Source organism: Streptococcus cristatus (assembly GCF_001578775.1).
GTDB classification, from domain to species: Bacteria; Bacillota; Bacilli; order Lactobacillales; family Streptococcaceae; genus Streptococcus; species Streptococcus cristatus_A.
Window position 1 is genome coordinate 1,292,338 of sequence record NZ_KQ969062.1, and the last position, 24,945, is coordinate 1,317,282.

Annotated in this window: 23 protein-coding genes and 1 riboswitch; of the genes, 7 read left to right on the forward strand and 16 right to left on the reverse strand. The window is 43.4% G+C overall.

Going from position 1 to position 24,945, the window contains the following annotated elements; translation table 11 throughout:
* The first annotated feature begins 11 nt into the window (after window positions 1-11).
* Window positions 12-980 (forward strand): NAD(P)/FAD-dependent oxidoreductase, encoded by a 969-nt coding sequence (locus SCRDD08_RS06485; RefSeq protein WP_061422919.1) that lies wholly within the window; start codon window positions 12-14, stop codon window positions 978-980.
* A 33-nt stretch (window positions 981-1,013) separates the two neighbouring features.
* Here the strand turns inward: SCRDD08_RS06485 and whiA are convergent, their stop codons facing one another.
* The 4 genes from whiA to SCRDD08_RS06505 all read right to left on the reverse strand — a co-directional run bounded on the left by whiA (window position 1,014) and on the right by SCRDD08_RS06505 (window position 4,237).
* Entirely contained in the window at window positions 1,014-1,925 is a 912-nt protein-coding gene (gene whiA, locus SCRDD08_RS06490; RefSeq protein WP_061422920.1) for a DNA-binding protein WhiA, read from the reverse strand.
* Window positions 1,922-2,899 carry a YvcK family protein gene (locus SCRDD08_RS06495; protein ID WP_061422921.1) on the reverse strand — a complete coding sequence of 326 codons (978 nt, stop codon included), beginning with the start codon at window positions 2,897-2,899 and terminating at the stop codon, window positions 1,922-1,924. The genes whiA and SCRDD08_RS06495 overlap by 4 nt, the downstream gene beginning before the upstream one ends.
* Window positions 2,896-3,786 carry an RNase adapter RapZ gene (rapZ, locus tag SCRDD08_RS06500; protein ID WP_045497166.1) on the reverse strand — a complete coding sequence of 297 codons (891 nt, stop codon included), beginning with the start codon at window positions 3,784-3,786 and terminating at the stop codon, window positions 2,896-2,898. The genes SCRDD08_RS06495 and rapZ overlap by 4 nt, the downstream gene beginning before the upstream one ends.
* 67 nt (window positions 3,787-3,853) lie before the next feature.
* On the reverse strand, window positions 3,854-4,237 hold the full coding sequence (locus SCRDD08_RS06505; protein WP_061422922.1) for a RidA family protein: 384 nt from the start codon (window positions 4,235-4,237) through the stop codon (window positions 3,854-3,856).
* A 133-nt stretch (window positions 4,238-4,370) separates the two neighbouring features.
* Window positions 4,371-4,415: riboswitch (PreQ1 riboswitch) on the forward strand.
* A gap of 121 nt (window positions 4,416-4,536) precedes the next feature.
* Here SCRDD08_RS06505 and SCRDD08_RS06510 point away from each other — a divergent pair.
* Window positions 4,537-5,514, forward strand: coding sequence for a nucleoside hydrolase (locus SCRDD08_RS06510; protein ID WP_061422923.1), 978 nt, complete (start codon window positions 4,537-4,539; stop codon window positions 5,512-5,514).
* 4 nt (window positions 5,515-5,518) lie between these two features.
* Window positions 5,519-6,085 (forward strand): LytS/YhcK type 5TM receptor domain-containing protein, encoded by a 567-nt coding sequence (locus SCRDD08_RS06515; protein ID WP_061422924.1) that lies wholly within the window; start codon window positions 5,519-5,521, stop codon window positions 6,083-6,085.
* Window positions 6,086-6,232: 147 nt separating this feature from the next.
* Here SCRDD08_RS06515 and SCRDD08_RS06520 read toward each other — a convergent pair whose 3' ends face one another.
* The 6 genes from SCRDD08_RS06520 to SCRDD08_RS06545 form a co-directional block, all read right to left on the reverse strand.
* Window positions 6,233-7,150 (reverse strand): aspartate carbamoyltransferase catalytic subunit, encoded by a 918-nt coding sequence (locus SCRDD08_RS06520; protein ID WP_061422925.1) that lies wholly within the window; start codon window positions 7,148-7,150, stop codon window positions 6,233-6,235.
* Window positions 7,151-7,206: 56 nt separating this feature from the next.
* Window positions 7,207-8,487 (reverse strand): uracil-xanthine permease family protein, encoded by a 1,281-nt coding sequence (locus SCRDD08_RS06525; protein WP_061422926.1) that lies wholly within the window; start codon window positions 8,485-8,487, stop codon window positions 7,207-7,209.
* Window positions 8,484-9,011, reverse strand: a complete 528-nt coding sequence (pyrR, locus tag SCRDD08_RS06530) for a bifunctional pyr operon transcriptional regulator/uracil phosphoribosyltransferase PyrR (protein WP_061422927.1) — start codon at window positions 9,009-9,011, stop codon at window positions 8,484-8,486. Before pyrR ends, SCRDD08_RS06525 begins: the two co-directional genes overlap by 4 nt.
* 231 nt (window positions 9,012-9,242) lie before the next feature.
* Window positions 9,243-11,813 carry a pneumococcal-type histidine triad protein gene (locus SCRDD08_RS06535; protein ID WP_061422928.1) on the reverse strand — a complete coding sequence of 857 codons (2,571 nt, stop codon included), beginning with the start codon at window positions 11,811-11,813 and terminating at the stop codon, window positions 9,243-9,245.
* Between the two features lie 135 nt (window positions 11,814-11,948).
* Entirely contained in the window at window positions 11,949-12,578 is a 630-nt protein-coding gene (locus SCRDD08_RS06540; protein ID WP_061422929.1) for a Pr6Pr family membrane protein, read from the reverse strand.
* Window positions 12,579-12,586: 8 nt separating this feature from the next.
* Window positions 12,587-12,925 carry a zinc ribbon domain-containing protein YjdM gene (locus SCRDD08_RS06545; protein ID WP_005590197.1) on the reverse strand — a complete coding sequence of 113 codons (339 nt, stop codon included), beginning with the start codon at window positions 12,923-12,925 and terminating at the stop codon, window positions 12,587-12,589.
* A 207-nt stretch (window positions 12,926-13,132) separates the two neighbouring features.
* Between SCRDD08_RS06545 and SCRDD08_RS06550 the strand changes: the two genes are divergently transcribed.
* From SCRDD08_RS06550 to SCRDD08_RS06560, 3 genes are all read left to right on the forward strand, one after another.
* Window positions 13,133-13,657 (forward strand): ECF transporter S component, encoded by a 525-nt coding sequence (locus SCRDD08_RS06550; protein WP_061422930.1) that lies wholly within the window; start codon window positions 13,133-13,135, stop codon window positions 13,655-13,657.
* A 38-nt stretch (window positions 13,658-13,695) separates the two neighbouring features.
* Complete coding sequence (locus SCRDD08_RS06555; protein WP_061423277.1) at window positions 13,696-14,208, forward strand: transcription repressor NadR; 513 nt, start codon at window positions 13,696-13,698, stop codon at window positions 14,206-14,208.
* A gap of 138 nt (window positions 14,209-14,346) precedes the next feature.
* Window positions 14,347-15,630, forward strand: coding sequence for an aminotransferase-like domain-containing protein (locus tag SCRDD08_RS06560; RefSeq protein WP_061422931.1), 1,284 nt, complete (start codon window positions 14,347-14,349; stop codon window positions 15,628-15,630).
* A gap of 42 nt (window positions 15,631-15,672) precedes the next feature.
* Here the strand turns inward: SCRDD08_RS06560 and SCRDD08_RS06565 are convergent, their stop codons facing one another.
* From SCRDD08_RS06565 to SCRDD08_RS06580, 4 genes are all read right to left on the reverse strand, one after another.
* Window positions 15,673-17,412: an ABC transporter ATP-binding protein gene (locus SCRDD08_RS06565; RefSeq protein ID WP_061422932.1), complete on the reverse strand. Its 1,740-nt coding sequence runs from the start codon at window positions 17,410-17,412 to the stop codon at window positions 15,673-15,675.
* Window positions 17,409-19,157 (reverse strand): ABC transporter ATP-binding protein, encoded by a 1,749-nt coding sequence (locus SCRDD08_RS06570; RefSeq protein WP_061422933.1) that lies wholly within the window; start codon window positions 19,155-19,157, stop codon window positions 17,409-17,411. Before SCRDD08_RS06570 ends, SCRDD08_RS06565 begins: the two co-directional genes overlap by 4 nt.
* A 112-nt stretch (window positions 19,158-19,269) precedes the next feature.
* Window positions 19,270-19,941, reverse strand: coding sequence for an MmcQ/YjbR family DNA-binding protein (locus SCRDD08_RS06575; protein WP_061422934.1), 672 nt, complete (start codon window positions 19,939-19,941; stop codon window positions 19,270-19,272).
* Between the two features lie 11 nt (window positions 19,942-19,952).
* Window positions 19,953-20,585: a copper homeostasis protein CutC gene (locus SCRDD08_RS06580; RefSeq protein ID WP_061422935.1), complete on the reverse strand. Its 633-nt coding sequence runs from the start codon at window positions 20,583-20,585 to the stop codon at window positions 19,953-19,955.
* Window positions 20,586-20,866: 281 nt separating this feature from the next.
* Between SCRDD08_RS06580 and pepT the strand changes: the two genes are divergently transcribed.
* Entirely contained in the window at window positions 20,867-22,090 is a 1,224-nt protein-coding gene (pepT, locus tag SCRDD08_RS06585) for a peptidase T (RefSeq protein ID WP_061422936.1), read from the forward strand.
* Window positions 22,091-22,268: 178 nt separating this feature from the next.
* On the opposite strand, the gene SCRDD08_RS06590 is transcribed toward pepT, so the two are convergent.
* A complete protein-coding gene (locus tag SCRDD08_RS06590; protein ID WP_061422937.1) occupies window positions 22,269-23,417 on the reverse strand; it encodes a glycosyltransferase in 1,149 nt (382 codons plus the stop codon).
* Window positions 23,418-23,532: 115 nt separating this feature from the next.
* The coding region (locus SCRDD08_RS12090; RefSeq protein ID WP_196756176.1) for a collagen-flanked surface repeat-containing protein at window positions 23,533-24,945 on the reverse strand (1,413 nt) is incomplete at its 5' end.

Consider the following 24,945-nt stretch of genomic DNA (forward strand, 5'->3'; position numbering starts at 1 on the left):
TGAGGAAAATTATGTCTGAACTGTATGATATTACGATTGTCGGCGGCGGTCCAGTTGGCTTATTCGCTGCATTTTACGCTCATTTGCGCCAAGCCAAGGTTAAAATCATTGATTCTCTGCCTCAGCTGGGCGGTCAGCCAGCCATTCTCTATCCAGAAAAGAAGATTCTGGATGTGCCTGGCTTTACTAATTTGACTGGCGAAGAGTTGACTCAGCGTCTGATTGAGCAGCTGGAGACTTTCCAGACTGAAATTTGCCTCAACGAAACGGTTCTGGATATCGTTAAATCTGATGATGGCTTCATCATCACGACTTCTCAAGCCCAGCATCAGACCAAAACCATTATCATCGCCATGGGAGGTGGCGCCTTCAAACCGAGAGCTTTGGAGCTAGATGATGCTGAAGCCTACAGCAACCTCCACTATCACGTTTCAAACATCAGCCAGTACGCTGGTAAAAAAGTTGTTGTTCTGGGAGGCGGCGACTCGGCTGTTGACTGGGCGCTAGCTTTTGAAAAGATTGCGGAAACCAGTCTGGTTCATCGTCGGGACAACTTCCGGGCTTTAGAACATAGTGTGGAAGAACTCAAGGCTTCTAGTGTTGAAATTAAGACACCCTTTGTACCTCATCGATTAATCGGCGAAAATGGCAAGATTACCCACTTGGAAATCAGCCAAGTCAAGGGAGAGGATAGTCAGCTTTTGCCTCTGGATCATCTCTTTGTCAACTACGGTTTTAAATCCTCTGTCGGCAATCTCAAAGATTGGGGCTTGGAGCTTAACCGTCACAAGATTTTGGTCAATAGCAAGCAAGAAACTTCCGTGCCAGGTATCTATGCAGCTGGAGACTGCTGTAGCTACGAGGGGAAGATTGATCTGATTGCCACTGGGCTGGGTGAGGCACCTACTGCTGTCAACAATGCCATTAACCATATCTATCCTGAGCAAAAAGTCCAACCCAAACATTCTACAAGCCTATAAAAAAACAGCTGCCGAGCTTAAGCTCAGCAGCTTTTATAATTCATCTGCGATTTTATTGATTTTTCTCAAGCGATGATTGACACCGCTCTTAGTTAGAGGCCGGCTCAGACTATCAGCTAGCTGCTGGATCGAATAGTCCGGATGCTGGATACGAAGTTGAGCAACCTCCTGCAGGTCTACAGGTAAACTCTCAATGCCGATATTATCGCTGATTTTGGCAATATTGTTGATGGTTTTCATACTGGCTGTGACCGTGCGAGCGATGTTCGCTGTCTCCGCATTATTGGCGCGATTAAGATCGTTGCGCGCTTCCCGCATAAGCTTAAGAGACTCAAACTCAGCCATGGCTTCCATAGCCCCAATGACAATGAGAAAATCCATGATGTCTTCAGCACGCTGCAGATAAGTGACAGCCCCCTTCTTACGCTCGATGGTCTTGGCATCCAGCAGAAAACGACGCATCAAGGCAGCCAAATCTTCAGCATGATCCAGATAAACGGACAAGATTTCCAGCTGGTACTTGCCTGAGTCTGGCTCCCGCATGCTACCATTTGAGAGAAAGGCCCCTCGCAGATAAGCTCGGATGGCTTCGTCATCTGACAAAATGGCCTGGTCAATCCCTGCCTCAATACCAAAAAAGGAGTCAGCCAAGTGCAGGTCAGATAAGATTTCTTCTACTTTCTGATCTAGAAATACTGTATAAACGCGATTCTTGCGCAGATTAGTCTTCTGATGGTGGCGGATTTCTGACTTGACCTGATAAAGGTCCGACAGCAGCTCATAGAGATGGCGAGCAATCTTGGCATTTTCTGTTGAAATGGATAAGGTGAGGCCGGTCGAAGAAATTCCTAAACTACCAGCCATCTTAATCATGGCAGCCAACTCATTTTTGTCTTTTACAGATAAGCTTAAAAGCTCTTCTTTTACTTTTACTGTAAAGCTCATTTGCGCACCTGTATAATCTGCATCAATTCATCAACAAGTAACTCTCCGTCATGGAAAGCTCCGCCATTTTCCAATCGAAGGAAATTCGATGAAATGACACGCGGAACTTGCACTTGCAGCCCTCGAAAATTATGCTCAACCTGAACCAGATATTCATCAAATTTATTGCTGTTCATATACTCACGCGGAACTGGCTCGATATTGACCAAGACAGTATCAATGAACTTTTTGCCCAGATGGCGATGCAATACTTGAACGTGGTCGCTATCTGAAAAGTGCTCAGTTTCGCCACGTTGAGTCATAATATTGCAAACATAGGCTACTTCTGCCTTAGTATCTAAAATAGCTTGGCCGATTTCTTCGATTACGAGGTTTGGCAAGATGGAGGTAAAGAGAGAACCCGGTCCCAGCACCACCATATCGCTATCCAAAATGCTCTGGACCACCTTTCTACTGGCAACAGGCTTTGCATCATCATAGGTATTGGTCACATAGACCCGCTCAATCATCCCAGCCTTACTGGCTAGATTACTCTCACCGACAACTTCCGTTCCATCAGTAAACACAGCATGCAGAGTCAGAGGAGTGTCGCTTGAAGGGTAGATTTTACCTGTTGTATGGAAGAACTTGGTCAGAAGCTGCATGGCATTATAGGTCGAACCCTGCATTTCGGAAATGCCTGCAATAATCAGATTCCCAAGGGGATGACCTGCTAGAACGCCGTCTCCTTTGGCAAAGCGATACTGGAAAACCTTCTCATAAAACTTTGGCATATCAGACATAGCCACCAAAACATTTCGCAAGTCACCCGGCGGCGTCAGCTGCTGGATGTTCTTCCGCAGCTCACCAGAACTGCCGCCATCATCTGCAACTGTGACAATAGCTGTGATTTCTACATCCTTTTTCCGCAGGCTGTCTAAAATGACTGAAATTCCTGTACCACCGCCGATAACTGTAATTCTCGGTTTTCTCATGAGCGATTCACCGTTTCCTTCCGGCGATTTTTGTCGCGATGACTGGCATTAACTGGCCAGTTTTTCGCTAAATCATCCGCCAAACGCTGTGCAAAAGCCACACTACGGTGTTGTCCACCTGTACAGCCAACTGCGATGGTCAGCACAGACTTTCCTTCCTTTTGATAGCCGGGCAAAATCGGCTCAATCAGGCCCAGCAAATGCTGGTAAAACTCTTCTGACTCCGCATGGTTCATGACATAATCAAAGACATCCTTGTCCAATCCTGTCTGATTGCGCAGCTCAGGTTTATAGTAGGGATTGGGCAGGAAACGTACATCAAAAACCAAGTCCGCATCCAGAGGCAAACCGTATTTGAAGCCAAAACTCATAACCTCAATGCGGAAACTGTGCAGGTCAGCCTGGTTTGAAAATTGTTCAGAGATGGTCTTTCTGAGCTCCCGTGGTGTCAGTTCCGTCGTATCTACAACATTTTGACTGAGATTTTTCAGAGGAGCTAAAAGTTCGCGCTCCAGTTTAATACCATCTAAAATTCGCCCGTCAGCTGCCAAAGGGTGACTGCGTCTAGTTTCCTTATAGCGAGCCACCAACTCCTTGTCAGCCGCATCTAAAAATAAAATTTTAAAATCGATTTCCGTGCTTCTTTCTAGCTCATCCAGAATATCCTGAATCTCCAAAAAGAAGGAGCGACTCCTCATATCAACAACCAGAGCCAACTTATCATTGTCCTTTGTCCCTTCGACCAACTGCAAAAACTTTGGTACTAAGGTCGGCGGCATATTATCAATGGTAAAATAACCCAAATCCTCAAAAGACTGGATGGCGACAGTCTTTCCGGCACCGCTCATTCCTGTCACAATCACTAATTGAATCTTGTGTTCAGCCATTCTTTCTCCCTTCGTCTAACATTTTATTTCTAAAAAAGGACGGGAAACTTCTCCCGGTCCCAATCATTTATTCTACAATCTCAGCAATGACTTCGATTTCGATTTTTACATCACGAGGCAAGCGAGCCACTTCTACTGCCGAACGAGCTGGAAACTCGCTCTTAAAGGCCGTTTTGTAGACCTCATTAAATGGCACAAAATCATTGATGTCGCTTAGAAAGCAGGTTGCCTTGACCACATGTTCAAAATCTGTACCAGCTGCTTCTAAAATGGCTCCTACATTTTTCAAAACTTGCTGGGTCTGCTCCTCAATCGTTGTTCCTACAATTTCTCCCGTCTCTGGTGACAAAGGAATCTGACCACTTGCAAATAAAAGGTTGCCGACGATTTTTCCTTGGACATAAGGTCCGATTGCTGCCGGTGCTTTATCTGTTTGTACTATTTTTGCCATTGTATTCTCCTCATTTCTTTTATCTTACTTATTATATCATAAAGTCAAAAGACTGACTATTCTTGTCCTCCTTCCCATTGACTTTTAGGAAATTTTTCTTTATGATAGTAAATGCATAATTCAAAACACCCGTTTTGGACTGGTTCGCAAACTTCCCAGTATAAAAAACTAAGTACCCTTATATTCTAAAGTAATGTAATTGCGCATAGTTTTTTCTGGTGTCCTGCCACTTTGGCAGAACTAACTGAGAGGTTGAGACGGAGGTTTCAGCCTTATTTTATTTCTTAAAAGGAGGACCTATGAAAAGAAAAGTTATTATTGACTGCGATCCTGGCATAGACGACAGCCTAGCCCTGCTCTATGCCCTGCAACACCCTGACTTAGAGGTCGTTGCTTTGACCATAGTTGCTGGAAATGTCCCAGTAGAACTTGGTCTTGAAAATGCCTTTAAAATCCTAGAAAGGCTGAATCGGCTAGATATTCCAGTATATGCAGGAGCCGACAAGCCCTTGGTTCGTGATTTCGTCTCCGCTCAGGATACCCACGGCATGGATGGATTGGGGGAAAGCGGGATAGCAAGAAGCAGTTCCACCCAAGCCCAGCCACAAGCAGCTTATGACTATCTGGCAGACTATTTCCAGAAAAATAAAGATACTTCCATCATAGCACTGGGGCCTTTGACCAATATTGCCTTGGCTCTTAGGAAAAATCCTAACCTTGGGCAGCATCTAAACCGATTTGTCAGCATGGGCGGCAGCTACAAATCGCATGGCAACTGCTCGCCCGTAGCGGAGTACAACTACTGGTGCGATCCACATGCAGCGCAAGAAACCTATGAAAAACTTGGAAAAAAGATTGAAATGGTCGGTCTAGATGTCACGCGAAAGATTGTGTTGACGCCTAATCTCTTGGAATATATGCGTTTTATCAACCCTGAAGTCGCTGACTTTATCGGAAAAATCACTCGTTTTTACTGGGATTTTCATTGGGAGTATGAACGTATCATCGGCTGTGTCATCAACGATCCATTGGCCGTTGCCCATTTCCTACATAAAGACCTTTGTCAAGGATTCGACTCCTTCGTCGATCTCGCAACGGAAGGTATTGCCTTAGGACAAACGCTAGTTGATGCCTATCATTTTTATGGTAAACAAGCCAATGCTAAGGTGCTGACTCAAGTAAACACCCACCTCTTCTTTCAGGATTTTCTCTCCGTGGTACTCAACACTTCAAAGGAAATCATCTGCCAAGATCTAGAAACTTTAAATTTAGGATAAAACTATGAAAAAAACAACACCATTTACCATTACATTTACAGCTATCTGCATCGCTCTAAACTATATCGGTGCCAACATCGCACTTTTTCTAAAACTCCCAGTTTATTTGGATACTTTTGGAACGATATTGGCTAGCCTCATTTTAGGACCTATTTTGGGAGTAGGAACAGCGGTTGCCAGTGCTCTTATTAGCGCCTTTACAACGGATATCTCTGCTATTTATTTCTCTCCAGTAGCCATTCTTTTGGCCCTGCTCGTCTCAGCCTCTTTCAACTCTGATTCAAAACCAAGACTAAACCTCCTCTGGAAAACGATTCTAGTCTCTCTGCCGGCTACTGCTTTGGCCTCTCTGATCACTGTGATAGTCTTCAAAGGAATTACCCCAAGCGGATCTAGTATTATCGTTCAAGGTTTACACGGTTTAGGCTTAGATTTAGTCACCAGCACCATCATCGTCCAAGCGCTAACCGACTATGCAGACCGCCTCATCGTTATTGGGGTCAGTCTCGTCTTCATCCCACAACTCAAAAAAGTTATCCCAAGAATCTTTGCAAAATCCAGCAATGCATAAATCAAAAGAACTACTCAGAAAACGTGATTTCGAGTAGTTCTTTTGATTTTAACATTTGTTTTTTTATAAGTTTTTAAGTTTAAGTTTAAAAAAGAAGTAGGCAGGCCCTTCTTGAGTCCAATCCTACTCCCAAGCTACATTTTGAGATTAGTTGCGTCCTTTGAGAACAGCCTCAATGATTGCCATTCTGACAAAGACGCCATTTGTCATTTGTTCTACGATACGAGATTTTGGAGCTTCAACCAGATGATCTGCAATTTCTACATCGCGATTGACAGGCGCTGGGTGCATCAAGATAGCGGTATCTTTCATGCGATCATAGCGCTCTTGCGTCAAACCATGAAGTTTATGATAATTTTCCTTAGAGAAAATGGAGTTGTAGTCATGGCGTTCGTGCTGTACGCGGAGGAACATCATGACATCCACTTGGTCAATCACTTCGTCAATCGTTACGAATTTACCATAGTCAGCAAATTCCTCACTTCTCCACTCATCTGGACCAGCAAAGAAGAGCTCCGCACCGAGACGTTTTAAGATTTGCATATTAGATTTGGCTACACGAGAGTGATCAAGGTCACCAGCGATGGCTACTTTCAAACCATCAAAATGACCGAATTCTTGGTAAATTGTCATCAAGTCAAGTAAACTTTGGCTTGGGTGCTGACCAGAGCCATCACCACCATTTACGATAGAAGTTGTAATCGTTGGGCTTTCGATCAATTCTTTATAGTAATCGACCTCAGGGTGACGGATGACACAGACATCTACACCGAGAGCTGACATAGTCAAAATCGTGTCGTACAAGGTTTCTCCCTTGTTGACTGAGCTTGTCTTGACATCAAAGTCAAGCAGGTCGCATCCAAGTTTTAATTCTGCTACTTCAAAAGCCTTGTGAGTCCGTGTTGAAGATTCAAAGAAGAGATTTGCAACGATATGCTGCTCATCATAATGAACCTTTGCGCCGTTTTTAAATTCAATCCCGCGCTTGATCAGGGCCATTACTTCTTCGTTCGTAAGGTGTTCCATAGATACAAGATTTTTAAGTGCGATTTGATTTGATGACATGATGTTATACTCCTTTTTTATTAAAAACTTTGGACAAATGTAGCAATCTCGTCAGCCTAATTTTTAGGTTCTGGCAGGATGAGGTAGAGGGCAATTCCGAGAACAGTTGACAAGGCAACTCCTGAAACTTGCAGACCTGATAGTTGCAGGGTCAGACCACCGATACCAGATACCAGAACGACACTGGCAATCAGCAGGTTCTTTTTGTTGTCAAAATTGGTTTGGGCTTCAATCAGAATTTTCAAACCACTGGAAGCAATTACCCCGAAGAGGGCGATGGAAATGCCTCCTAAGACTGGACTTGGAATCGATTGGAGCAGGGCGGATACTTTCCCAACAAAACTCATGATAATCGCTAATACAGCAGCACCAGCAATCACATAAACACTGTAGATTTTATTGAGCGCCATAACCCCGATATTTTCACCGTAGCTAGTCACTGGCGGAGCACCAAAGATACCCGCGATAACCTGAGCCAGACCATCTCCAGCTAAAGTCTTATCCAAACCAGGCTCTTTAAAGAAATCTTTGCCTGTCAAGCTATTCAGAACCATTACATGCCCAAAGTGCTCTGTCATCGTTACAAAGGCGATCGGTGCCATTGTTAGAATTGCACTTGGATACAATTTAAAATCATAATCTATAAACGGAAGATTCATTGGCGGAACGTGGAGCCAAGAAGCTTTTGTCACGTTGGCAAAAGAGATAATCTCCTGACCTGTCACCGCTCCAACAATCAGAGCGAAGATATAGCCGACAATCAAGCCCAGCAGAACTGGAATAATACCAACTATTTTCTTACCGTAGATGTTAAAGAGAATGACACAGAGGAGGGTTACCATCCCGATAGCAAAGTAGGTAATGTCGTAGACCTTCTGGTCTCCAACGGTCTTATACATCACATCGCCAACGGCTGTACCCGCTAGACTCAGACCAATCACCATGATGATCGGCCCCACCACTACTGGCGGCAAAATCTTATCAATCCAGGCGTTTCCTGCGAATTTCACGATGAGGGCTACGATGAAGTAGACCAAACCTCCCGTGATAGCACCTTGCGCAACCGCAGCAATCCCATCTGTCTTCATTAGGATTTGCATGGCAGCGATATAAGCAAAGCTGGAACCCATATAAGCAGGGATTTTGTACTTGGTCACTGTCAAGTGGGCCAGCGTTCCCAAACCACTTGAAAACAGGGCTACCGCTGGGTCAATTCCCACCAGAATCGGAACCAACACTGTCGCCCCAAACATAGCGAATAAATGTTGGAATGAAAGTCCTAAGAGTAAGCCAGGTTTTGGCATATCATGGACATCGTATTTAACTTCTTGACTCATCTTGTCTCCTCCTCTACAATCAGAACTCGGTCCTGACCATCTTTTTCAGTCATTTCAACAATAATCTCTTCAAGGTGGCTCGTTGGAATATTTTTGCCAATATAGTCTGCCCGAATCGGCAACTCACGGTGTCCGCGGTCCACTAGAACAGCGAGACTGACACGTGATGGTCGCCCATTGCTGACAAGATTATCAATGGCTGCGCGAATAGTCCGGCCTGTATAGAGCACATCGTCAACGATAATCACTTCACGATCAGTAATGTCAACTGAAATCACTGTCGTGTCTTCCTTGACCTTGATATCGTCTCGGAAGGGCTTTGTATCCACTTCGCAAACTGGAATCTCAATTTTCTCAAGCTGAGCCAGTCGTTGCTGGATCCGCTTGGCAATGAAAACCCCTCTGGTCTTAATGCCTGCCAAAACGATTTGGCTTAAATCCTTATTGCGCTCGATGATTTCATAGGTGATTCGCGTGATGGCACGATTCATGGTGATCTCATCGACAACTTCCTTTGTCTTCATCTAAACCTCCTAAAAACATTAAAAAAGCCTCCTTTTGCAAGGAGACCTCAGAAAATAGAGACAGGCTGAAACAAGACGCACTTGTCACACTCCACCTATCATTTTTACTTTGCTCCTTGCCTATCTCTCTGGATAGAATTAAAGGACTATTTAATTGTTTATAACTATACCACAAATTAAAAACTATTTCAAGAAAAAAATCATGTTTTTTATGATTGTCTTAGATAAGCATCAGTGATTAGCTTCTTTATCCGCTTTTTCCTTATCTTTCGGATCCTTTTGATTTTCTTTGTCTGCTGCTTGAGCTGGCTCATCATTTAATGCAGGCTTTTCGGCAGCTGGCACTTCTTCTGATGATGGTTTTGAAGAAGCTTCCGCTTGCTCATTTACCTCTGCTTCAGGAGATACAGCTGGATACTCGCTATCATTTGAAGTTCCTGGGCTGCTTGCTTCAGCTGAGGCTGGCTTATCAGATGCTTCCTTCACTTGTTCAGACGTTCCGTCAGCCTCGCTCTCTTTTACCACTTCCTTATTTTCTTCAGCTTTGCTTTCAGTAGTTTCTTGATCTTTTAAAGCAGTAATTTCTTCAGCTTTTGCATCCGCAGGCTTATTATTATCAATGCTGCCCCCCTGAACATCTGGGAAATGCTGTGCTAAAGCCTTCGGAATTTTATTTTCATTCAATTCAAGCTCTGCTTTAGGGATGTGATTGTCGCTTACATTGATATAAGTCACAGTCTTATTTGGTTCCTGCAACGCTAAGGTTGTGATTTTATTCTTGTTGACAGCGAGATTGTCTAAAGCTCTAAACTGATTAATTCCTTCCAAGTTTTTCAGCTCATTCTCACCCAAGTTTAAATTCTTCAAGGAAGACTGAGCGGCTGGAATGTCTAAAGTTTTAATCTTGTTTTGTGTTGCGGACAAGGTAACTAAGTTCTTAGCAGCTTCAACTCCTGCCAGCGAAGTCAGGCGATTATCATTTAGGCTTAGAGTTGTTAGATTTGGATTAGACTTCAGGAAGTTCAAGCTCTGAACATTGGAATTGTCAGCTGTTAGTTCTTCAAGTTTGGAGGCTTTGAGGGTATTAAGATTTAAGTTCGGATTGTTGGATAAGAAGAGCCGCGTTAAATCTTCTTTTTGGCTTAGAGCAGACACATCTTTTAGCTGGTTGTGCTCTAAACTTACCGCTTTTAATTTTGAAAGTTTCGTCAAAGCAGAAATATCTGAGATATTGTTGTAGTCAAGGTTCAATGACTCCAGATTTTTCAACTTAGCCAAAGGTGAAATGTCCGTAATATCATTCCCTGCTGCTGCGACTGTTTTGAGATTTGGATAATTCTTCAAGAAAGATAAATCAGTGATGCCATTCTGCGAAATATCCAAGCCTTCCAAGGTCGGAATTTCTTTTAAGAAATCATAGTTGGTAACGCCTGTCTTTGTCATCCACAGCTGTTTTAAATGTTTAAATTGCAGCACTGGTCTGATATCCTTTATCGGAGTAAAGCCAATTCCCAGAACTTCAATATTTGGCATTAGTTCTAAACCTTTTCGCTCCAGAGGGTCTTTGCGTTGACCGATATTTAAGTATTTTACAGTTGCCAGCCAGGCTTTCATCTTTTCCTTATCCGTCTCATCTGACGGGAATGGGGTGTCTGCCGTAGCATGTAAAATATCTTCAATGATTTCATCATCAAATCCTAGAGCTTTCAAGGTTGCCATACCGACTGCGTCATGAGCGTGAGGATTTCCATGAGGGTCAAAAGGCTTGGTAGTATCAATCTTACTAATCAAGGTCGAATGACTGTGATCGCCATGCGGATAGATAAATACCTTTCCTTTATCTGTATCGCTCACTTGAATCAAGCTTTCATCGATTCCTAATTGCTGAGCCAAATAGGCCTTTTTCTTAGCAATTTCTTCTTCCTCTTTTGATGGAGTAGGTGTAGGTGCTGGTGCCGGCGATGGTTCTGGTGAAGGCTGTGCGTGCCCTCGTCGGCCATAATAGGCATCTTCAGCAGCTTTCTTATGTTCTGCTGGAATCAATGACTCCCATGGTGAAGCAATCAGCTGCTCATAAGGAATGAAATGAGTATGACCATTATGATCTGCCAGCAAGCCTGTAGCCAGCTTGCCCGTTACTCCTGTCCCTCTAAATAAGAATCCATCACTTGTAGGATAATCAATCCCAGCAAACTGTCGCTTATTTGTACCTTGATATTGCGGAATAGATGGTACAGGACTCGGCTGATAAATATGTCCTGTTGCATTGCCAGAGAGGTTTGGACGATAGGTTGGTTTTTGAGCAAGATTATCCACAGGCTGCTTCAAAATATAATGGAAATGATCTCCGTGACGCACAACATAGCCGTATTGGTCTTCTGACACGATGTCTCTCGGATTAAAAACATAGCCATCATCAGCAGTGTTCATTTGATCTGTCAGCTTAGGCGCGCCTACAGACTCTTGACCATCTTTTGGTATCAGATAAGCCCATTTACTATTTTTTAAATCAGAATAAAAAATGAAGTGGGTGTGGCCATCATGTTCTAAAATCAAACCTTCACTAGTTTTGGCTTTAATCTGAGATTCGCTTTTAAAAAGAAAGCCATCATCCGTCGGCTTATCTACACCAGGAACTTCCTTATTTTTACTAGCTTTGCTTTCCTTTTTCACCTCTCGCTTAACTTTTACTTTCTCCTTGCTGTTTTCCTGACGAGATGACTGAGACTGGCAAGCCGCCAAGCAAAGGTTACAAGCTAAAATAATTCCTGCTAAACTTAACAATTTTTGATTGTATTTCATATTTCCCCCTCAATACTTAACCGGTTGATCGTTAACTAGTTAAGTATATCACACAAATATGATATTGGCAAGAAAAAAATAGAGACAAAATAAAAAACAGAAAAAAATCTGTTTTTCATCACCTATTATAACTATCTAAGCTTTTTGCTTCTTTGAAAATGAGATAGATTTGATTCCGTAAAAAACATAACCAAAGATCAGATAGGCCACAAAGATAATCAAGCACATCTTGATAACATAAGGCCAACCGTGCTTATAGACATTAAGGAAAAAGTAGGGAAAGGGTTTATCCTTGGCATTCGGAATATCAATTTTCAAGAAAAAACCGTTAATAAGGGCAAAAATCATGTAAATCAGCGGAACACTCGTCCAAGAAATGGGATCAAACCAACGATACTGCCGAGTTTTATCAAATACAAGAGTATCAAAGAAAAACATGAGTGGCACAATGTAATGGCAAAGGAAATTTTCCAAGCGATAAAAATCGGTCGCAATCGGAGCTAGGAGCAAGTGATAGACCACGCAGGTAATCATGATACACATGGTCACGCCGCCCTTCACGCGCAACAGCTTGGAACTCTCCCAGTTATTGTCCGTCCACATTCTAAAAATGAGATAGGCGGTGAATAACAGAACCAGAAGATTGGACAAGACCGTGTAGTACATCAGCATTCCCACGCCATACTTAGTGATTTCTAGATAGACTCCGACAAAAGATAAAATCAGAAGAAGAAGACGATAAGCAAAAATTACTTTTTTATTCATAAGGTTTCTTAGATTTTCTTGACGAATTCTGACTTGAGCTTCATAGCACCAAATCCATCAATCTTACAGTCAATATTGTGGTCACCTTCGACAATGCGGATATTTTTCACGCGCGTTCCTTGTTTGAGATCCTTAGGAGCACCTTTGACTTTCAAGTCCTTGATTAAGGTAACTGTATCTCCATCGGCCAACTGGTTTCCGTTCGCATCAATAGCTACTGGACCAGCTTCTCCTGCTGCAACTTCCGCAGGATCCCATTCGTAGGCACATTCTGGACAAACCAAGAGGACACCATCTTCATAAACGTATTCTGAGTTACATTTTGGGCAATTTGGTAAATTATTCATTAAATCATTTCTCCTTATAAGTGGGCAGACATTCAGAAAAGAATAAGAACTGAGTGACAGCCATATTTTACCGTCTTATTATACGATATTTTATCTTATTTGACAAATGGGCAAAGAAAATCACTTGTTTTCAAAAAACTTTCTTGACTTTTATGACAAAACAATGTACTATTCTAGTGTATATACAGTAGATAAAAGGAGTTTATTATGAAACCAACATCCAAAAATCAGTTTATGACACTGACCGCTTTCTTGACTGCCCTAGCCATCGTTATTCCGCTGGTTATGCCGATTAAGATTGTCATTCCGCCCGCTTCCTTCACTTTAGCCAGCCACGTTGCAATCTTTCTGGCCATGTTCATCTCACCACTCATGACAGTGATTGTCGTTCTCGGCTCTACCATCGGATTTTTCATGTCCGGCCTTCCTTTCATCATCACCCTGAGAGCCCTGTCTCACCTGCTCTTCGGGACTATCGGCGCTCTTTATCTGCAAAAGCATCCTGAAACACTGGACAGTCAGAAAAAGACTTGGATCTTTAATTTTGTGCTGGCCCTGATTCATGCCTTTGGTGAGGTAGTGGTCTGCATTCTCTTTTATACGACAACAGCCTATCCGGCGAATGCCTTCTATATCCTCTTTGGTTTAGTTGGATTTGGTACAATTGTACACAGCATGGTGGACTTTGTCATTGCAAAATTTGTCTATCAGGCTCTGAAAAAGATACGCTAAACCTTGAATCTTCTAGAGATTTGATTTACAATGAAGATATGACAAAAAAACGAAGAAATGATGTATTAGAGCTTTTGAAAGAAGCTCGACAACCTTTAAACGGGCAATTTTTAGCGGAGCAATTTCATGTCACTCGCCAGATTATCGTTCAGGATATTGCCCTGCTGCGGGCCGATGGTGCTCCGATTATCAGTACCAATAGGGGCTATCTCTATAAAGAAAGCAATGAACCCGCTCATTGTCATAGGCTCTTTAAACTCAAACACAAGGCGGACGATATCGAAGCCGAACTTTTGGCTATCGTTGATAATGGCGGACGGGTGCAAAATATCATGATTGAGCATCCTGTCTATGGGGAAATCCAGACCTATTTGAAATTAACCTGCCGTCGCGATGTGCAGCAATTTTTAGAGCAAGTCTCAGAGAGCGATTTTCGTGCCTTATCTGAGCTAACAAATGGAGTCCACTACCATCTAATCGAAGCGGACTCTCAGCAGGACCTAGACTATATCGAGGAAGCCTTAGCTACACTTGGCTTTCTGCAAGAATAAGCACGAAGCAAATATCCTAGATTGAACCAGTTTTGAAAGAAAGTCAAGGCTGGTTTTTATATTTTGAATAAACAAGAAACTTTGTCAGCTTCCTAGAAATAAGGTAAAATAAGAGAAAGAAATCTGTAGGGGGACAGAATGGCAGCAAAAGCTAAATACCAAGTCATCATGGATAAAATTATTAAGGACATTGAAAAGGGAAGGCTTAATACGGGGCAAAAGATTCCCTCCGTCCGCAAGCTGGCAGACCGCTACCATTGCAGCAAAGATACTGCCCAGAAGGCTCTGATTGAACTTCGTTATCAGAAGTACATCTATGCTGTACCTAAGAGTGGCTACTATGTCTTGGAAAATGACCAAAACAAAAAGGAAGATATTGAGCTGGCTGTGACAGACGACCGCCACCAAGCCTATGAAGACTTCCGTCTTTGTGTCAATGAAACGCTGATTGGCCGAGAAAACTATCTTTTTAACTACTACTCCCAGCAAGAAGGACTGGAAGATCTGCGACAGTCGGTCCAGAGCTTACTCTTGGACTCGGCAGTCTACACTTCTGCAGACAATCTGATTCTGACTTCCGGTACCCAACAAGCCCTCTACATTCTCTCTCAGATTGACTTCCCCAATGGCAAAGAGACCATTCTGGTTGAGCAACCCACCTATCATCGGATCAACGACTTACTGCTAAATCAGAAACTACCTTATGAGACCATAGAGCGTAAACCGACTGGGATTGACCTGAAAGAGTTAGAGAAGATTTTTCAAACAAGGCAAATCAAGTTTTTCTATACGATTCCCCGTTTCCACTATCCACTAGGACATTCCTACAGCCGTCAGGAAAAGGAAGAAATCCTTTCCCTCGCTAAGCGTTATGATGTCTATATCGTTGAAGACGACTATCTGGCTGACTTTGATAGCAAGCGAGAACTGCCTTTTTACTATATAGATGACAGCCAGCATGTCCTCTATATCAAGTCTTTTTCCACCAGTCTTTTTCCAGCCTTGCGCATCACTGCTTTGGCTCTGCCACCACAGATTCGAGAAACCTTTCTGTCCTATAAAAAAGCGGTTGACTACGACAGCAACCTCATCATGCAAAAAGCTCTCTCCCTCTACATTGACAATCTGATGTTTGAAAAGAATCGTCTGGCATTATTGAACCAACTGGAAATTGAAAAGAATAAGGCACAATTCCTCTTGGACGACCTTCATTTCCCTCTACCCCACCGGTTGACAACCGATGGTGTGATTTTTGACCTCCAGTCCCTCTCCTCAGTCAGCTCCCTCAAACATAGCAAGCTGCCGCTGGACTTTTTTGAAAGCAGCTACATTGAGACCTGCCCCTACCACTATGCTAAGCTACGGTTTGATGATTTGAAAGAAAATCTGGAAAAATTGAAAGACTATCTAAAAAAGTTGTAGGCATATTGTCCTACAACTTTTGTTTGAATTTCTCCTTGTTTATCAGGCATCCATCATCCCAGCCTGCAGCTGATACATTTTCTTATAGGTCCTATTTTGTGCTAGAAGCTCTTCGTGGCTGCCGGACTCAATGATGCGCCCCTTATCTAAAACGTAGATGCAATTGGCATCCTGAATCGTAGACAGCCGATGGGCGATGGCAATAGTGGTTCGACCCTGCCGCATTTTCCGGAGAGAATGCTGGATCAGCTCCTCAGTTTCCGAATCGATATTGGCAGTGGCCTCGTCCAAAATCAAGATTTTAGGCTTGGTTGCGATGGTTCTGGCAAAGGCCAAAAGCTGTCGTTGGCCACTGGAGAAGGTGGAGCCACGCTCAGTAACCGGACTATCATATCCCTGAGCCAATTGGCTGATAAACTCATGGGCATCAACAAAGCGAGCTGCTTCTTCGACCTCCTCTTGCGATAGATTTTCCTGATACATGCGGATATTGGATGCAATGGTGCCGTGGTAGAGGAAGGGATCCTGCAAAACAAGACCGATAGTGCGGCGTAATTCTGCTTGACTGTAGTCTCTGATGTCTCTGCCATCGATAAGAATCTTGCCTTTCTCAAATTCATAAAAGCGCAGGAAAAGGTTGATAATAGAAGATTTGCCCGAACCCGTTGGCCCGACAAAGGCAATGGTCTCGCCTTGTTTGACGCTAAAGGAAATGTCCTTTAGAATCTCCCTCTTTCCGTCATAGGAAAAGCTCACATGCTGAAAGTCAATATTGCCTGCCTGAATCTCAGGTCCTTCTTCTGCTTGCTCAGGCTCAAAGTCTCGACGATCCATCAGTTCAAAAACGCGCTCCGCAGCCACCATCGATGTCTGAAGAACAGAGTAATTTTGCATGACATCAATCAAGGGATTGAAAAGCTGGTTGACATACTGGATAAAGGCATACATGACACCCGCAGTTACTCCAGCTACTTGCCAACTTAAGCCAAAATAAGTCAGAATAAGGGCATAAGCCAAGATTTTCAGCAAAGACATGGCAGGACGCAGAAAGAGACTGTTCACATTCAGATAGCGGTTGCTAAAGTCTAGGTGTTCCCCATTGATTGCTTCAAATTCTTCGATTAGCCGCTTTTCCTGACTAAAAGCTTGGATGATCCGCATCCCTTCAATGCTCTCAGAAAGTTTGACATTGAGGTCGCTCAGTCTGGCTCGAACTTGCTTGAGCAAGCGATTGGACAGGCGCTGATACAGGATAATCGAACCAAGCATGACAGGCAAAAAGAGGACAATCAGCAGAGTCAGCCGCCAATTCAGAGCCAGCATGGTTGCAATTGTCACCACCAAGATAAGCATGGAGCTGAGGAAGTTCGAAAAAATACTGCTAAACATATCAGCTACTGACTGGGTATCATTGGTCAAGCGAGAAACGATAGCCCCTGCTGCAGTCTGATCAAAATACGCCATCCCTAATTGCTGCATATTCGCAAAAGTTTCCTGCCGAAGATCACGGACAATGCTATAAGCCACTCGTGCAAAAGCATACTGCCCCAGAAAAGTAAGGAGCACCCGCAAAAGAAAGAGACCATAGTAAATCCCCAGCAGATAGAGACCACTTTGGGCTGCCTCTCGGCTGACAAACTGGTCAATATAAGAACGAGCCAAAAGCGGTAAGGCCGTTGTCACTAGAGTCGTTGCGAAAATAAAGGCTAGAGCCAGCAGGCTAATCCATTTATAGCGCCACATATAACCTAGGAGGCGTCTAAAAGTTGATTGTGTTGTCATTTTGCAGACTCCTCCTCAAAGCGTTCATATAGTTGCTGATTTTGATAGGTTTGAGCATACCAACCCTGTGCTTCTAGAAGTTCTTGGTGGCTACCTCGTTCCTTAATACGGCCATTCTCCAGCACTAGGATCAAATCTGCATGGACAATGGCTGAAAGACGATGGGCAGTGATAATGGTCGTCTTGCCAGCTCGTTCCTGCTTGAGATTTTCTAAAATTTCATGCTCTGTCTTGGCATCCACTGCTGACAAGGAATCATCCAAAATCAAAATTTCTGGATTGGTGATGAGGGCTCTGCTCATAGCCAAACGCTGCTTTTGACCACCAGAAAGCGAGACGCCCCGCTCTCCAAGCAGCGTATCCAAACCATCCGGCATAGCCTTAATATCCTCATAAACACCACAAAGCTGGGCTGCTCGGATAACCTGCTCTTCTGACAGTTCTGGATTGGCAAAGCGGATATTCTCCCGAATGGACAAAGCAAAGAGTATCTGATCCTGAGGCACATAACCAATCAGACCACGCAGATCCTTAAGAGCATACTCTCGGATATCGTGGCCATTCAGATAGATTGCTCCTTCTTGAATATCCTGCTCCCGTAGCAAAAGGCGTAGCAAGGTGGTCTTCCCAGATCCAGTCGGTCCGACAATCCCCAAGGTCTGCCCTTTTTCTAATGTAAAGTGAATATCCTTCAAAGTGGCTTCATTCTCATAAGCAAAGTAATCTATCTCATAGTCCAGTCGGCCATTTTGAATACTGGCAAGTGGCTGCTGGGCTTCCTCTACATCCGACTCTTCAGCCAGCAAGTTCTCAATCCGTTCATAGGAAACGGCTCCCCGCTGGCTGATATTCACTAGGTAGCCCATCGCCTGCAGCGGCCAAACTAGCATATCCAGATAAGTCATAAAAGTAACCAGCTCACCGACTGTAAATTGACCTTGAGAGATAAATATTCCCCCAAAAATCAGGGTCAGAACATAGGATAAGCCGACAAAAATTAGCACCATCGGGTCAAACAGGGAATTGTACTTGGCAGCCAAGATGTTCTTTTGGTAGACTTCTTGGTTGATAGCTGCAAAAGACTGAGTCTCTGCATTCTGATAGCCAAAAGACTTGGTAACTTTAATCCCCGCTACGCTCTCCTGAACTTTGTTGTTGAGATCAGAAAAAGCCTCCTGAGCCGCTTTAAAGCTCTCGTGATTCTTCTGACCAATCAAGCTGGTTCCCCAAGACAGAAAGGGCAGAGGGAGAATGGCAATCAGGGTCAGCCGCCAGTCCAAGACCAAGAACATGGTGATGAGGGTCACCAAGGCTGTAATAGAAGCATCCACCGCTGACATAACACCACCGCCAGCTACGCTGACTACCGCATTGATATCATTGGTTGCATGTGCCATGAGGTCACCCGTTCGGTATTTTTGATAAAAACTTGGCGACATCCGCGTAAAATGCTCAAAAAGCCGAAAGCGTAAGAGGCGTCCCAGATTATTTGCTGTACCAAAGATGTAGAGCCGCCAGACATACCGCAAACCATACATAATAAAAGCAGCCAAAATCAAAAGGAGAAGATTATAAGCAAGTTCTCCAGCAGTCAGACTCCGCCCAGCAATCTGGTCTATAACCTGTCCAATGACTCGTGGCGGAATCAGATTAAAAACACTGACCAGAGACAAGGCCAAAATGCCGATCATATAGCGCCGCTTCTCCAGTTTAAAAAACCAATCCAGTTTTCTGATAAGATTCATTTTGTTTCCTCATTCCAAACAAAGGACGGACAGCCCTTAATCCGACTGTCCGTTTCTTACTATCTCTATTATACGCTATTTCATCTAAAAATGAAACTCAGGCAAACTATGCTCATCTTTTCTTAGTCAGGACAAAGCTGGTGTCCAACAAATCAAAAAGTTGCTGATCCGACAAGGTTCCATCCAAGGGTAGGCTGAGCCAGTATTTTTTATTCATATGAAAGGCGGGATAAATTCCCTTTTGCTGAATAAGTTCCGCAACTCGGTCACTCTTGACATTGAGAACCTCGATCGCACCATTGCGCTCCTTTTCAAACTTAGACCAATCGGTCGTCAAAAAAGCTCCGTACCATTTCTTGCTATCCTGATGGCGAAAAACAGCGGCTCTATTAGTGCTTTTACGAGAAGATTTTTCCCAAAGATACTCCAACTGCCCCTGATAATTAGTCGCCACATAGCTACTCAGTCGCTGACTTTGCTCATAAAGAAAACCTACTTCCTCAAAGCAATGCTGCCGAATATCCAGCAAAACCTCCTGACAGGCCGCCCTGACTTGTCCGACAAATTCTCCAGCCATACTTTCTATCTTGACCTGCCGGTACTCATCACCTGTATCCAAGTCAAGCACCTGAAAATCCAGCTTTCCATCGGAAATCAGTACATCCATCTGGAAGTCACCAGCCATGATCTCAGTCGAATAACTGTATCCTGCACCAGACCTGACAAAACCATAATCCAGCAAACTTTCTTCCTTCAGCCTGTATTTTTCAAATAAATCCAGCATGAACTTTCCTGCTAAAATACTACTTTAGTACCGTGTAATTGATCAACACCCAAAGTGTCAGCAATCTCAGCACGATTTTCTAGATTAATCCCACCACCAGGTAAAATCTCTATCCGCCCTGCCGCATGCTCAATCAATTCATCCAGCCAAGCCAAATGCTCTAGAATAGACTCTGACGCTGGCCCGCCATGAGTCAAAATCCGCTTAACTCCATGTTCAACCAGCCAGTCTAGCTCTCCGAACTGATATTCAGCAGGAATAGCATCAAAAGCCATATGGAAGACCACATCCAGTCCCTGAGCTGCCTCAAGCAGCCGCTCCATCTTAGGATAATCGATCTCGTTATTTTCCGTTAAAACACCAAAAACGAGGCCATGACTCCCTGCTTCACGTGACTTCTGGATGTCCGAAAGCATTATCTCAATTTCCAAATCTGAATAGACAAAATTCCCACCACGAGGACGAATCATGGTCATCACAGTCGCATCATAAGGTTTGACCATTCGTACTGCAGCCTCGATGACACCGTAGCTAGGCGTTGTTCCACCAACTGTTAGATTATCACACAGCTCAACCCGCTTCGCTCCAGCCTCTAAAGCCTTGTCCAGCAAGGTGATATTCTCCGCACAAAATTCATAAATCATGGTACTACCTCTTATTTACTATATTGATTTTCTACTTTTTATTATATCACAAAATTTCCTTTAACATGCGCTTCTAGCATATTTGCCATTGCTTTTCTCAATCATTTTATATTCATAGTCTTGCAAAAAATCCTATTCTTCAAGCTTATAAGGCTTATTTTCACCTATTTCCATTGCGCTCATCTTCCAAGACCTTTCAACTAGAGAAATGTTGACTTACAGATGTCTTTTGTTCAAGATTGTGCTAAAATAGACTTAATCTATGAAAACAAGGAGCCTTTATGAAATACCCTAATCTTTTAGATCGTTTCCTGACCTATGTCAAGGTCAACACGCGCTCAGACGAGACATCTACTACTACACCCAGCACCCAGAGTCAGGTGGACTTTGCCAACAATGTCCTCATTCCTGAGATGAAGCGGGTTGGCTTGGAAAATGTCTACTACCTGCCCAACGGCTTTGCGATTGGAACTCTGCCAGCCAACGACCCTAGCTTTACCCGCAAGATTGGTTTTATTTCCCACATGGATACGGCAGACTTCAACGCGGAAAACATCCAGCCGCAGGTCGTTGAGAATTATGACGGCGGTGTGATTCCGCTGGGACAATCTGGCTTTAACTTAGATCCTGCGGACTTTGCCAGTCTCCATAAATACAAGGGCCAAACCCTGATTACGACTGGCGGAACCACTCTTTTGGGAGCAGACGACAAGTCAGGTATTGCTGAAATCATGACTGCTATCGAATACCTGTCTGCCCATCCAGAAATCAAGCACGGAGAAATCCGAGTTGGCTTTGGACCAGATGAAGAAATCGGTATCGGCGCTGATAAGTTTGACGCTGAGAACTTCGATGTGGACTTTGCCTACACAGTAGATGGCGGCCCTCTAGGTGAGCTCCAGTATGAGACCTTTAGCGCTGCTGGAGCAGAGCTGACTTTCCAAGGTCGCAATGTCCACCCAGGAACTGCTAAAGACCAGATGGTCAATGCTCTCCAGCTGGCTATTGACTTCCACAACCAGCTGCCAGAAGCCGATCGACCAGAGAGGACCGAGGGCTACCAAGGTTTCTACCACCTGATGAACCTGACCGGAACTGTTGAAGAAGCTCAGGCTAGCTACATTGTCCGTGACTTTGAGACAGAAGCTTTTGAAAATCGCAAAGCTGCTATGCAGGTCATTGCTGATAAGATGAACCAAGAGCTGGGCAGCGAGCGCGTCATCTTGACCCTCAAAGACCAGTATTACAACATGAAACAGGTCATTGAAAAGGACATGACACCTATCCATATCGCCAAAGCAGTCATGGAAAGTCTGGACATCCAGCCTGTCATCGAGCCTATCCGGGGCGGAACTGACGGCTCTAAAATTTCCTTTATGGGCATCCCAACACCTAACCTCTTTGCCGGTGGCGAAAACATGCACGGCCGCTTCGAATATGTCAGCCTAGAAACCATGGAACGCGCTGTCGATACTATCATTGGCATCGTTTCTTATCAAGAATAAATAAAGAATCAGAAATTCCTTATGAATTTCTGGTTTTTTTCTGCCTTTCAAAAGTAAGAATTAGACTAATAGGAACTTCTCCAAAAACAAAAAATGGAGAAGACCATTTGGTCCTCTCCAACTTTTAGGCTGTATCAAGCCACTATAATTGACAAAAGTCTATCTAGCATTGCTGCTCTTAAGCTTCTGTACCGTTGATTACTTCTATGATTTTCTCAATAATCTCATTATCTAGATATTGTTCAAATTGAGGCAAGTATTCATAATAATTTTTATAAGTATCGGCTTGTCCTGCCAGAATTAAGGCTCTGAAGCCTTGGTAGGCAACTTCAAAATTCCCTATCTTAACACCATTTTCTAACAATTCAAATGGAATCCAATAATCATAAACCGCCTCCCAGCTAAATAGACTATCCGGATTTAATTCTAAATCCTTAGCCATATAAGCATAGGCAAAAGCAATGTGATGCTGGCCTTTTTCTCTATACAATTTAGCTAATTCAGACCATGCTTCAGCACGATTAGGATTGATCTGGATAGCTTTTTCCAAATACTCTCGACCTTCAAAAGCTTTCCCTTCATTTTCATAAATTTGTGCTATTTCTAGACAAGAATAATAAGCTTCCTCTGACCATCCATTCGTCATATCTGCTCGCTTTTTAAACCAAGGAAGGGCCTCGTGATTTAAGCCTGCACCACGGTAAGATCTCCCGCAATAAAAAGTATATCTGGGCTCTAAATCAGGGTCTTGGTTATTATGAACAGCATTTGCAAGTAAAGTTGCATCATTAAAATATTTAGCACCATCTAGGCTTCGTGCACCTCTAGTTCTTGCAATGACTGAATAAGGTCCGACAAGATTTCCATAAGTGGCACCCTCAGGTAATTCAATGAATTCATGCACAACCCCTCGCCAATAGACTTCTGGCCTATTTTTAAAAATGGCTACGCGACGAAATGAAAGAGTTCCGCTCTCATCTGAAAAATTAAGATAATAGGCATCTGCTTCCAGATCAGTAGAAATTTTTAAATTCCCTTCAACCCTATCATCTGCATCAAAGGTAAGAACATAGTCTCCCTTCCCTCTTGCATGGTCTAAAGCCACATTTCTATTGTGCGCAAAGTTCTGCCATTCATCTTTATATAACTCTCCCGGAATCCCTACTTCGCTAAAAAAGTTCAAGATAAGGTTTTCCGTTCCATCTGTGGATCCAGTGTCAGAAATGACCCAGTAGTCAAAAGTAATCGAATTGACTAAATTTTGGAGTGTTTCCAAAATTATATGGGCTTCATTTTTTACAATCATATTTAATACAATTGATGACATTCAATTCCTCCAAAACATTAATACAACAAAACTAGAGGCTAATAGAATTTACAATTCTAATAGCCTCTGTTTTACTCTAAACTTGATATTCCTTAAAGTTTACAATGGGAATATCTTAGAGTTCTTCTTCTTTTCGCTTAGAAACACCTAAGGCAGCTAGAAGTGCAGCAGATAGAAGTCCTGCACCCACAACACCTACTTCATGGTTGCTATTATCACCAGTCTTAGGAAGGGTTCCTGACTTAGCTACTACTTTGGTTGTTCCTGCAGGTTTTGTTGGCTTAGCTGGAACTGTTGGATCGGTTGGAACTACTGGTTTAATTGGTTTAGTAGGACCAGTTGGATCAGTCGGAACTACTGGTTTTGTTGGGCCAGTTGGACCTGTAGGACCAGTTGGGCCGGTTGGACCTGTAGGACCGGTTGGACCTGTAGGACCGGTTGGGCCGGTTACACCCTTGCCATCTTTTCCGTCTTTACCGTCTTTACCATCTTTTCCGTCTTTGCCGTCTTTACCATTTCTGATAATTGTAGAAGATGTTACTTCATCAGGATCAACCTTACCATTATTATTCTTATCAATTCCAACAAGAATAGTAACAGTGCCATCTCCATTTTCAACGATAGTTACAAGAGAGCTTTGACCATCTTTTCCGTCCTTACCATCTTTTCCGTCCTTACCATCTTTTCCGTCTTTACCATCTTTGACGATTGTAGCAGAGGTTACTTCGTCTGGATCAAGCTTACCATTGCCATTTGTATCAAATCCAATCTTAATGGTGTGTGTTCCATTTTGGTTGTCAACTACTTCTGCTAATGGTGTCTTACCATCTTTACCGTCTTTCACGATAGTTGTTGAAGTCACTTCGCTTGGATCAAGTTTACCATCGCCGTTCTTATCGAGTCCAACTTTAACAGTATGAGTACCATCGTGGTTATCAACTACTTCAGTTAATGATGATTTACCATCTTCACCCTTGGCTCCTGTTGCTCCTGTAGCACCAGTTGCGCCATCTTTCACGATAGTCGTTGACGTTACTTCACTTGGATCAAGCTTACCGTCGCCATTCTTATCGAGTCCAACTTTAACAGTATGAGTACCGTCGTTGTTGTTAACTACTTCAGCTAATGGAGATTTACCATCCTTACCGTCTTTAACGATGGTAGATGAGGTTACTTCGTCTGAATCCAACTGACCGTTGCCATTCTTATCCAAACCGACTTGAACAGTATGGGTGCCGTTGTTGTTATCAACAACCTTAGCTAGTGGAGATTTACCGTCCTTACCGTCTTTAACGATAGTAGATGAGGTTACTTCATCTGGATCCAACTGACCGTTGCCATTCTTATCCAGACCAACTTTAACAGTATGAGTACCGTCGTTGTTGTCTACGACTTGAGCCAATGATGGCTTGCCATCTTCTCCTTTAGCTCCAGTTGCACCTGTTGCACCTGTTTCACCTTTATCACCCTTAGCTCCTGTTGCACCGGTAGCACCGGTAGCACCTGTAGCTCCAGTTGCGCCAGCTTT

Coding starts and splice junctions, on each gene's coding strand:
- SCRDD08_RS06545 (WP_005590197.1), bottom strand. CDS start 12,925: ATGAATAATTTACCAAATTGCCCAAAATGTAACTCAGAATACGTTTAT.
- SCRDD08_RS06575 (WP_061422934.1), bottom strand. CDS start 19,941: ATGCTGGATTTATTTGAAAAATACAGGCTGAAGGAAGAAAGTTTGCTG.
- SCRDD08_RS06540 (WP_061422929.1), bottom strand. CDS start 12,578: ATGAATAAAAAAGTAATTTTTGCTTATCGTCTTCTTCTTCTGATTTTA.
- SCRDD08_RS06510 (WP_061422923.1), top strand. CDS start 4,537: ATGAAAAGAAAAGTTATTATTGACTGCGATCCTGGCATAGACGACAGC.
- pyrR (WP_061422927.1), bottom strand. CDS start 9,011: ATGAAGACAAAGGAAGTTGTCGATGAGATCACCATGAATCGTGCCATC.
- SCRDD08_RS06570 (WP_061422933.1), bottom strand. CDS start 19,157: ATGAATCTTATCAGAAAACTGGATTGGTTTTTTAAACTGGAGAAGCGG.
- SCRDD08_RS06560 (WP_061422931.1), top strand. CDS start 14,347: ATGGCAGCAAAAGCTAAATACCAAGTCATCATGGATAAAATTATTAAG.
- SCRDD08_RS06555 (WP_061423277.1), top strand. CDS start 13,696: ATGACAAAAAAACGAAGAAATGATGTATTAGAGCTTTTGAAAGAAGCT.
- SCRDD08_RS06590 (WP_061422937.1), bottom strand. CDS start 23,417: ATGTCATCAATTGTATTAAATATGATTGTAAAAAATGAAGCCCATATA.
- SCRDD08_RS06520 (WP_061422925.1), bottom strand. CDS start 7,150: ATGTCATCAAATCAAATCGCACTTAAAAATCTTGTATCTATGGAACAC.
- SCRDD08_RS06485 (WP_061422919.1), top strand. CDS start 12: ATGTCTGAACTGTATGATATTACGATTGTCGGCGGCGGTCCAGTTGGC.
- SCRDD08_RS06565 (WP_061422932.1), bottom strand. CDS start 17,412: ATGACAACACAATCAACTTTTAGACGCCTCCTAGGTTATATGTGGCGC.
- rapZ (WP_045497166.1), bottom strand. CDS start 3,786: ATGGCTGAACACAAGATTCAATTAGTGATTGTGACAGGAATGAGCGGT.
- SCRDD08_RS06495 (WP_061422921.1), bottom strand. CDS start 2,899: ATGAGAAAACCGAGAATTACAGTTATCGGCGGTGGTACAGGAATTTCA.
- pepT (WP_061422936.1), top strand. CDS start 20,867: ATGAAATACCCTAATCTTTTAGATCGTTTCCTGACCTATGTCAAGGTC.
- whiA (WP_061422920.1), bottom strand. CDS start 1,925: ATGAGCTTTACAGTAAAAGTAAAAGAAGAGCTTTTAAGCTTATCTGTA.
- SCRDD08_RS06515 (WP_061422924.1), top strand. CDS start 5,519: ATGAAAAAAACAACACCATTTACCATTACATTTACAGCTATCTGCATC.
- SCRDD08_RS06535 (WP_061422928.1), bottom strand. CDS start 11,813: ATGAAATACAATCAAAAATTGTTAAGTTTAGCAGGAATTATTTTAGCT.
- SCRDD08_RS06580 (WP_061422935.1), bottom strand. CDS start 20,585: ATGATTTATGAATTTTGTGCGGAGAATATCACCTTGCTGGACAAGGCT.
- SCRDD08_RS06550 (WP_061422930.1), top strand. CDS start 13,133: ATGAAACCAACATCCAAAAATCAGTTTATGACACTGACCGCTTTCTTG.
- SCRDD08_RS06525 (WP_061422926.1), bottom strand. CDS start 8,487: ATGAGTCAAGAAGTTAAATACGATGTCCATGATATGCCAAAACCTGGC.
- SCRDD08_RS06505 (WP_061422922.1), bottom strand. CDS start 4,237: ATGGCAAAAATAGTACAAACAGATAAAGCACCGGCAGCAATCGGACCT.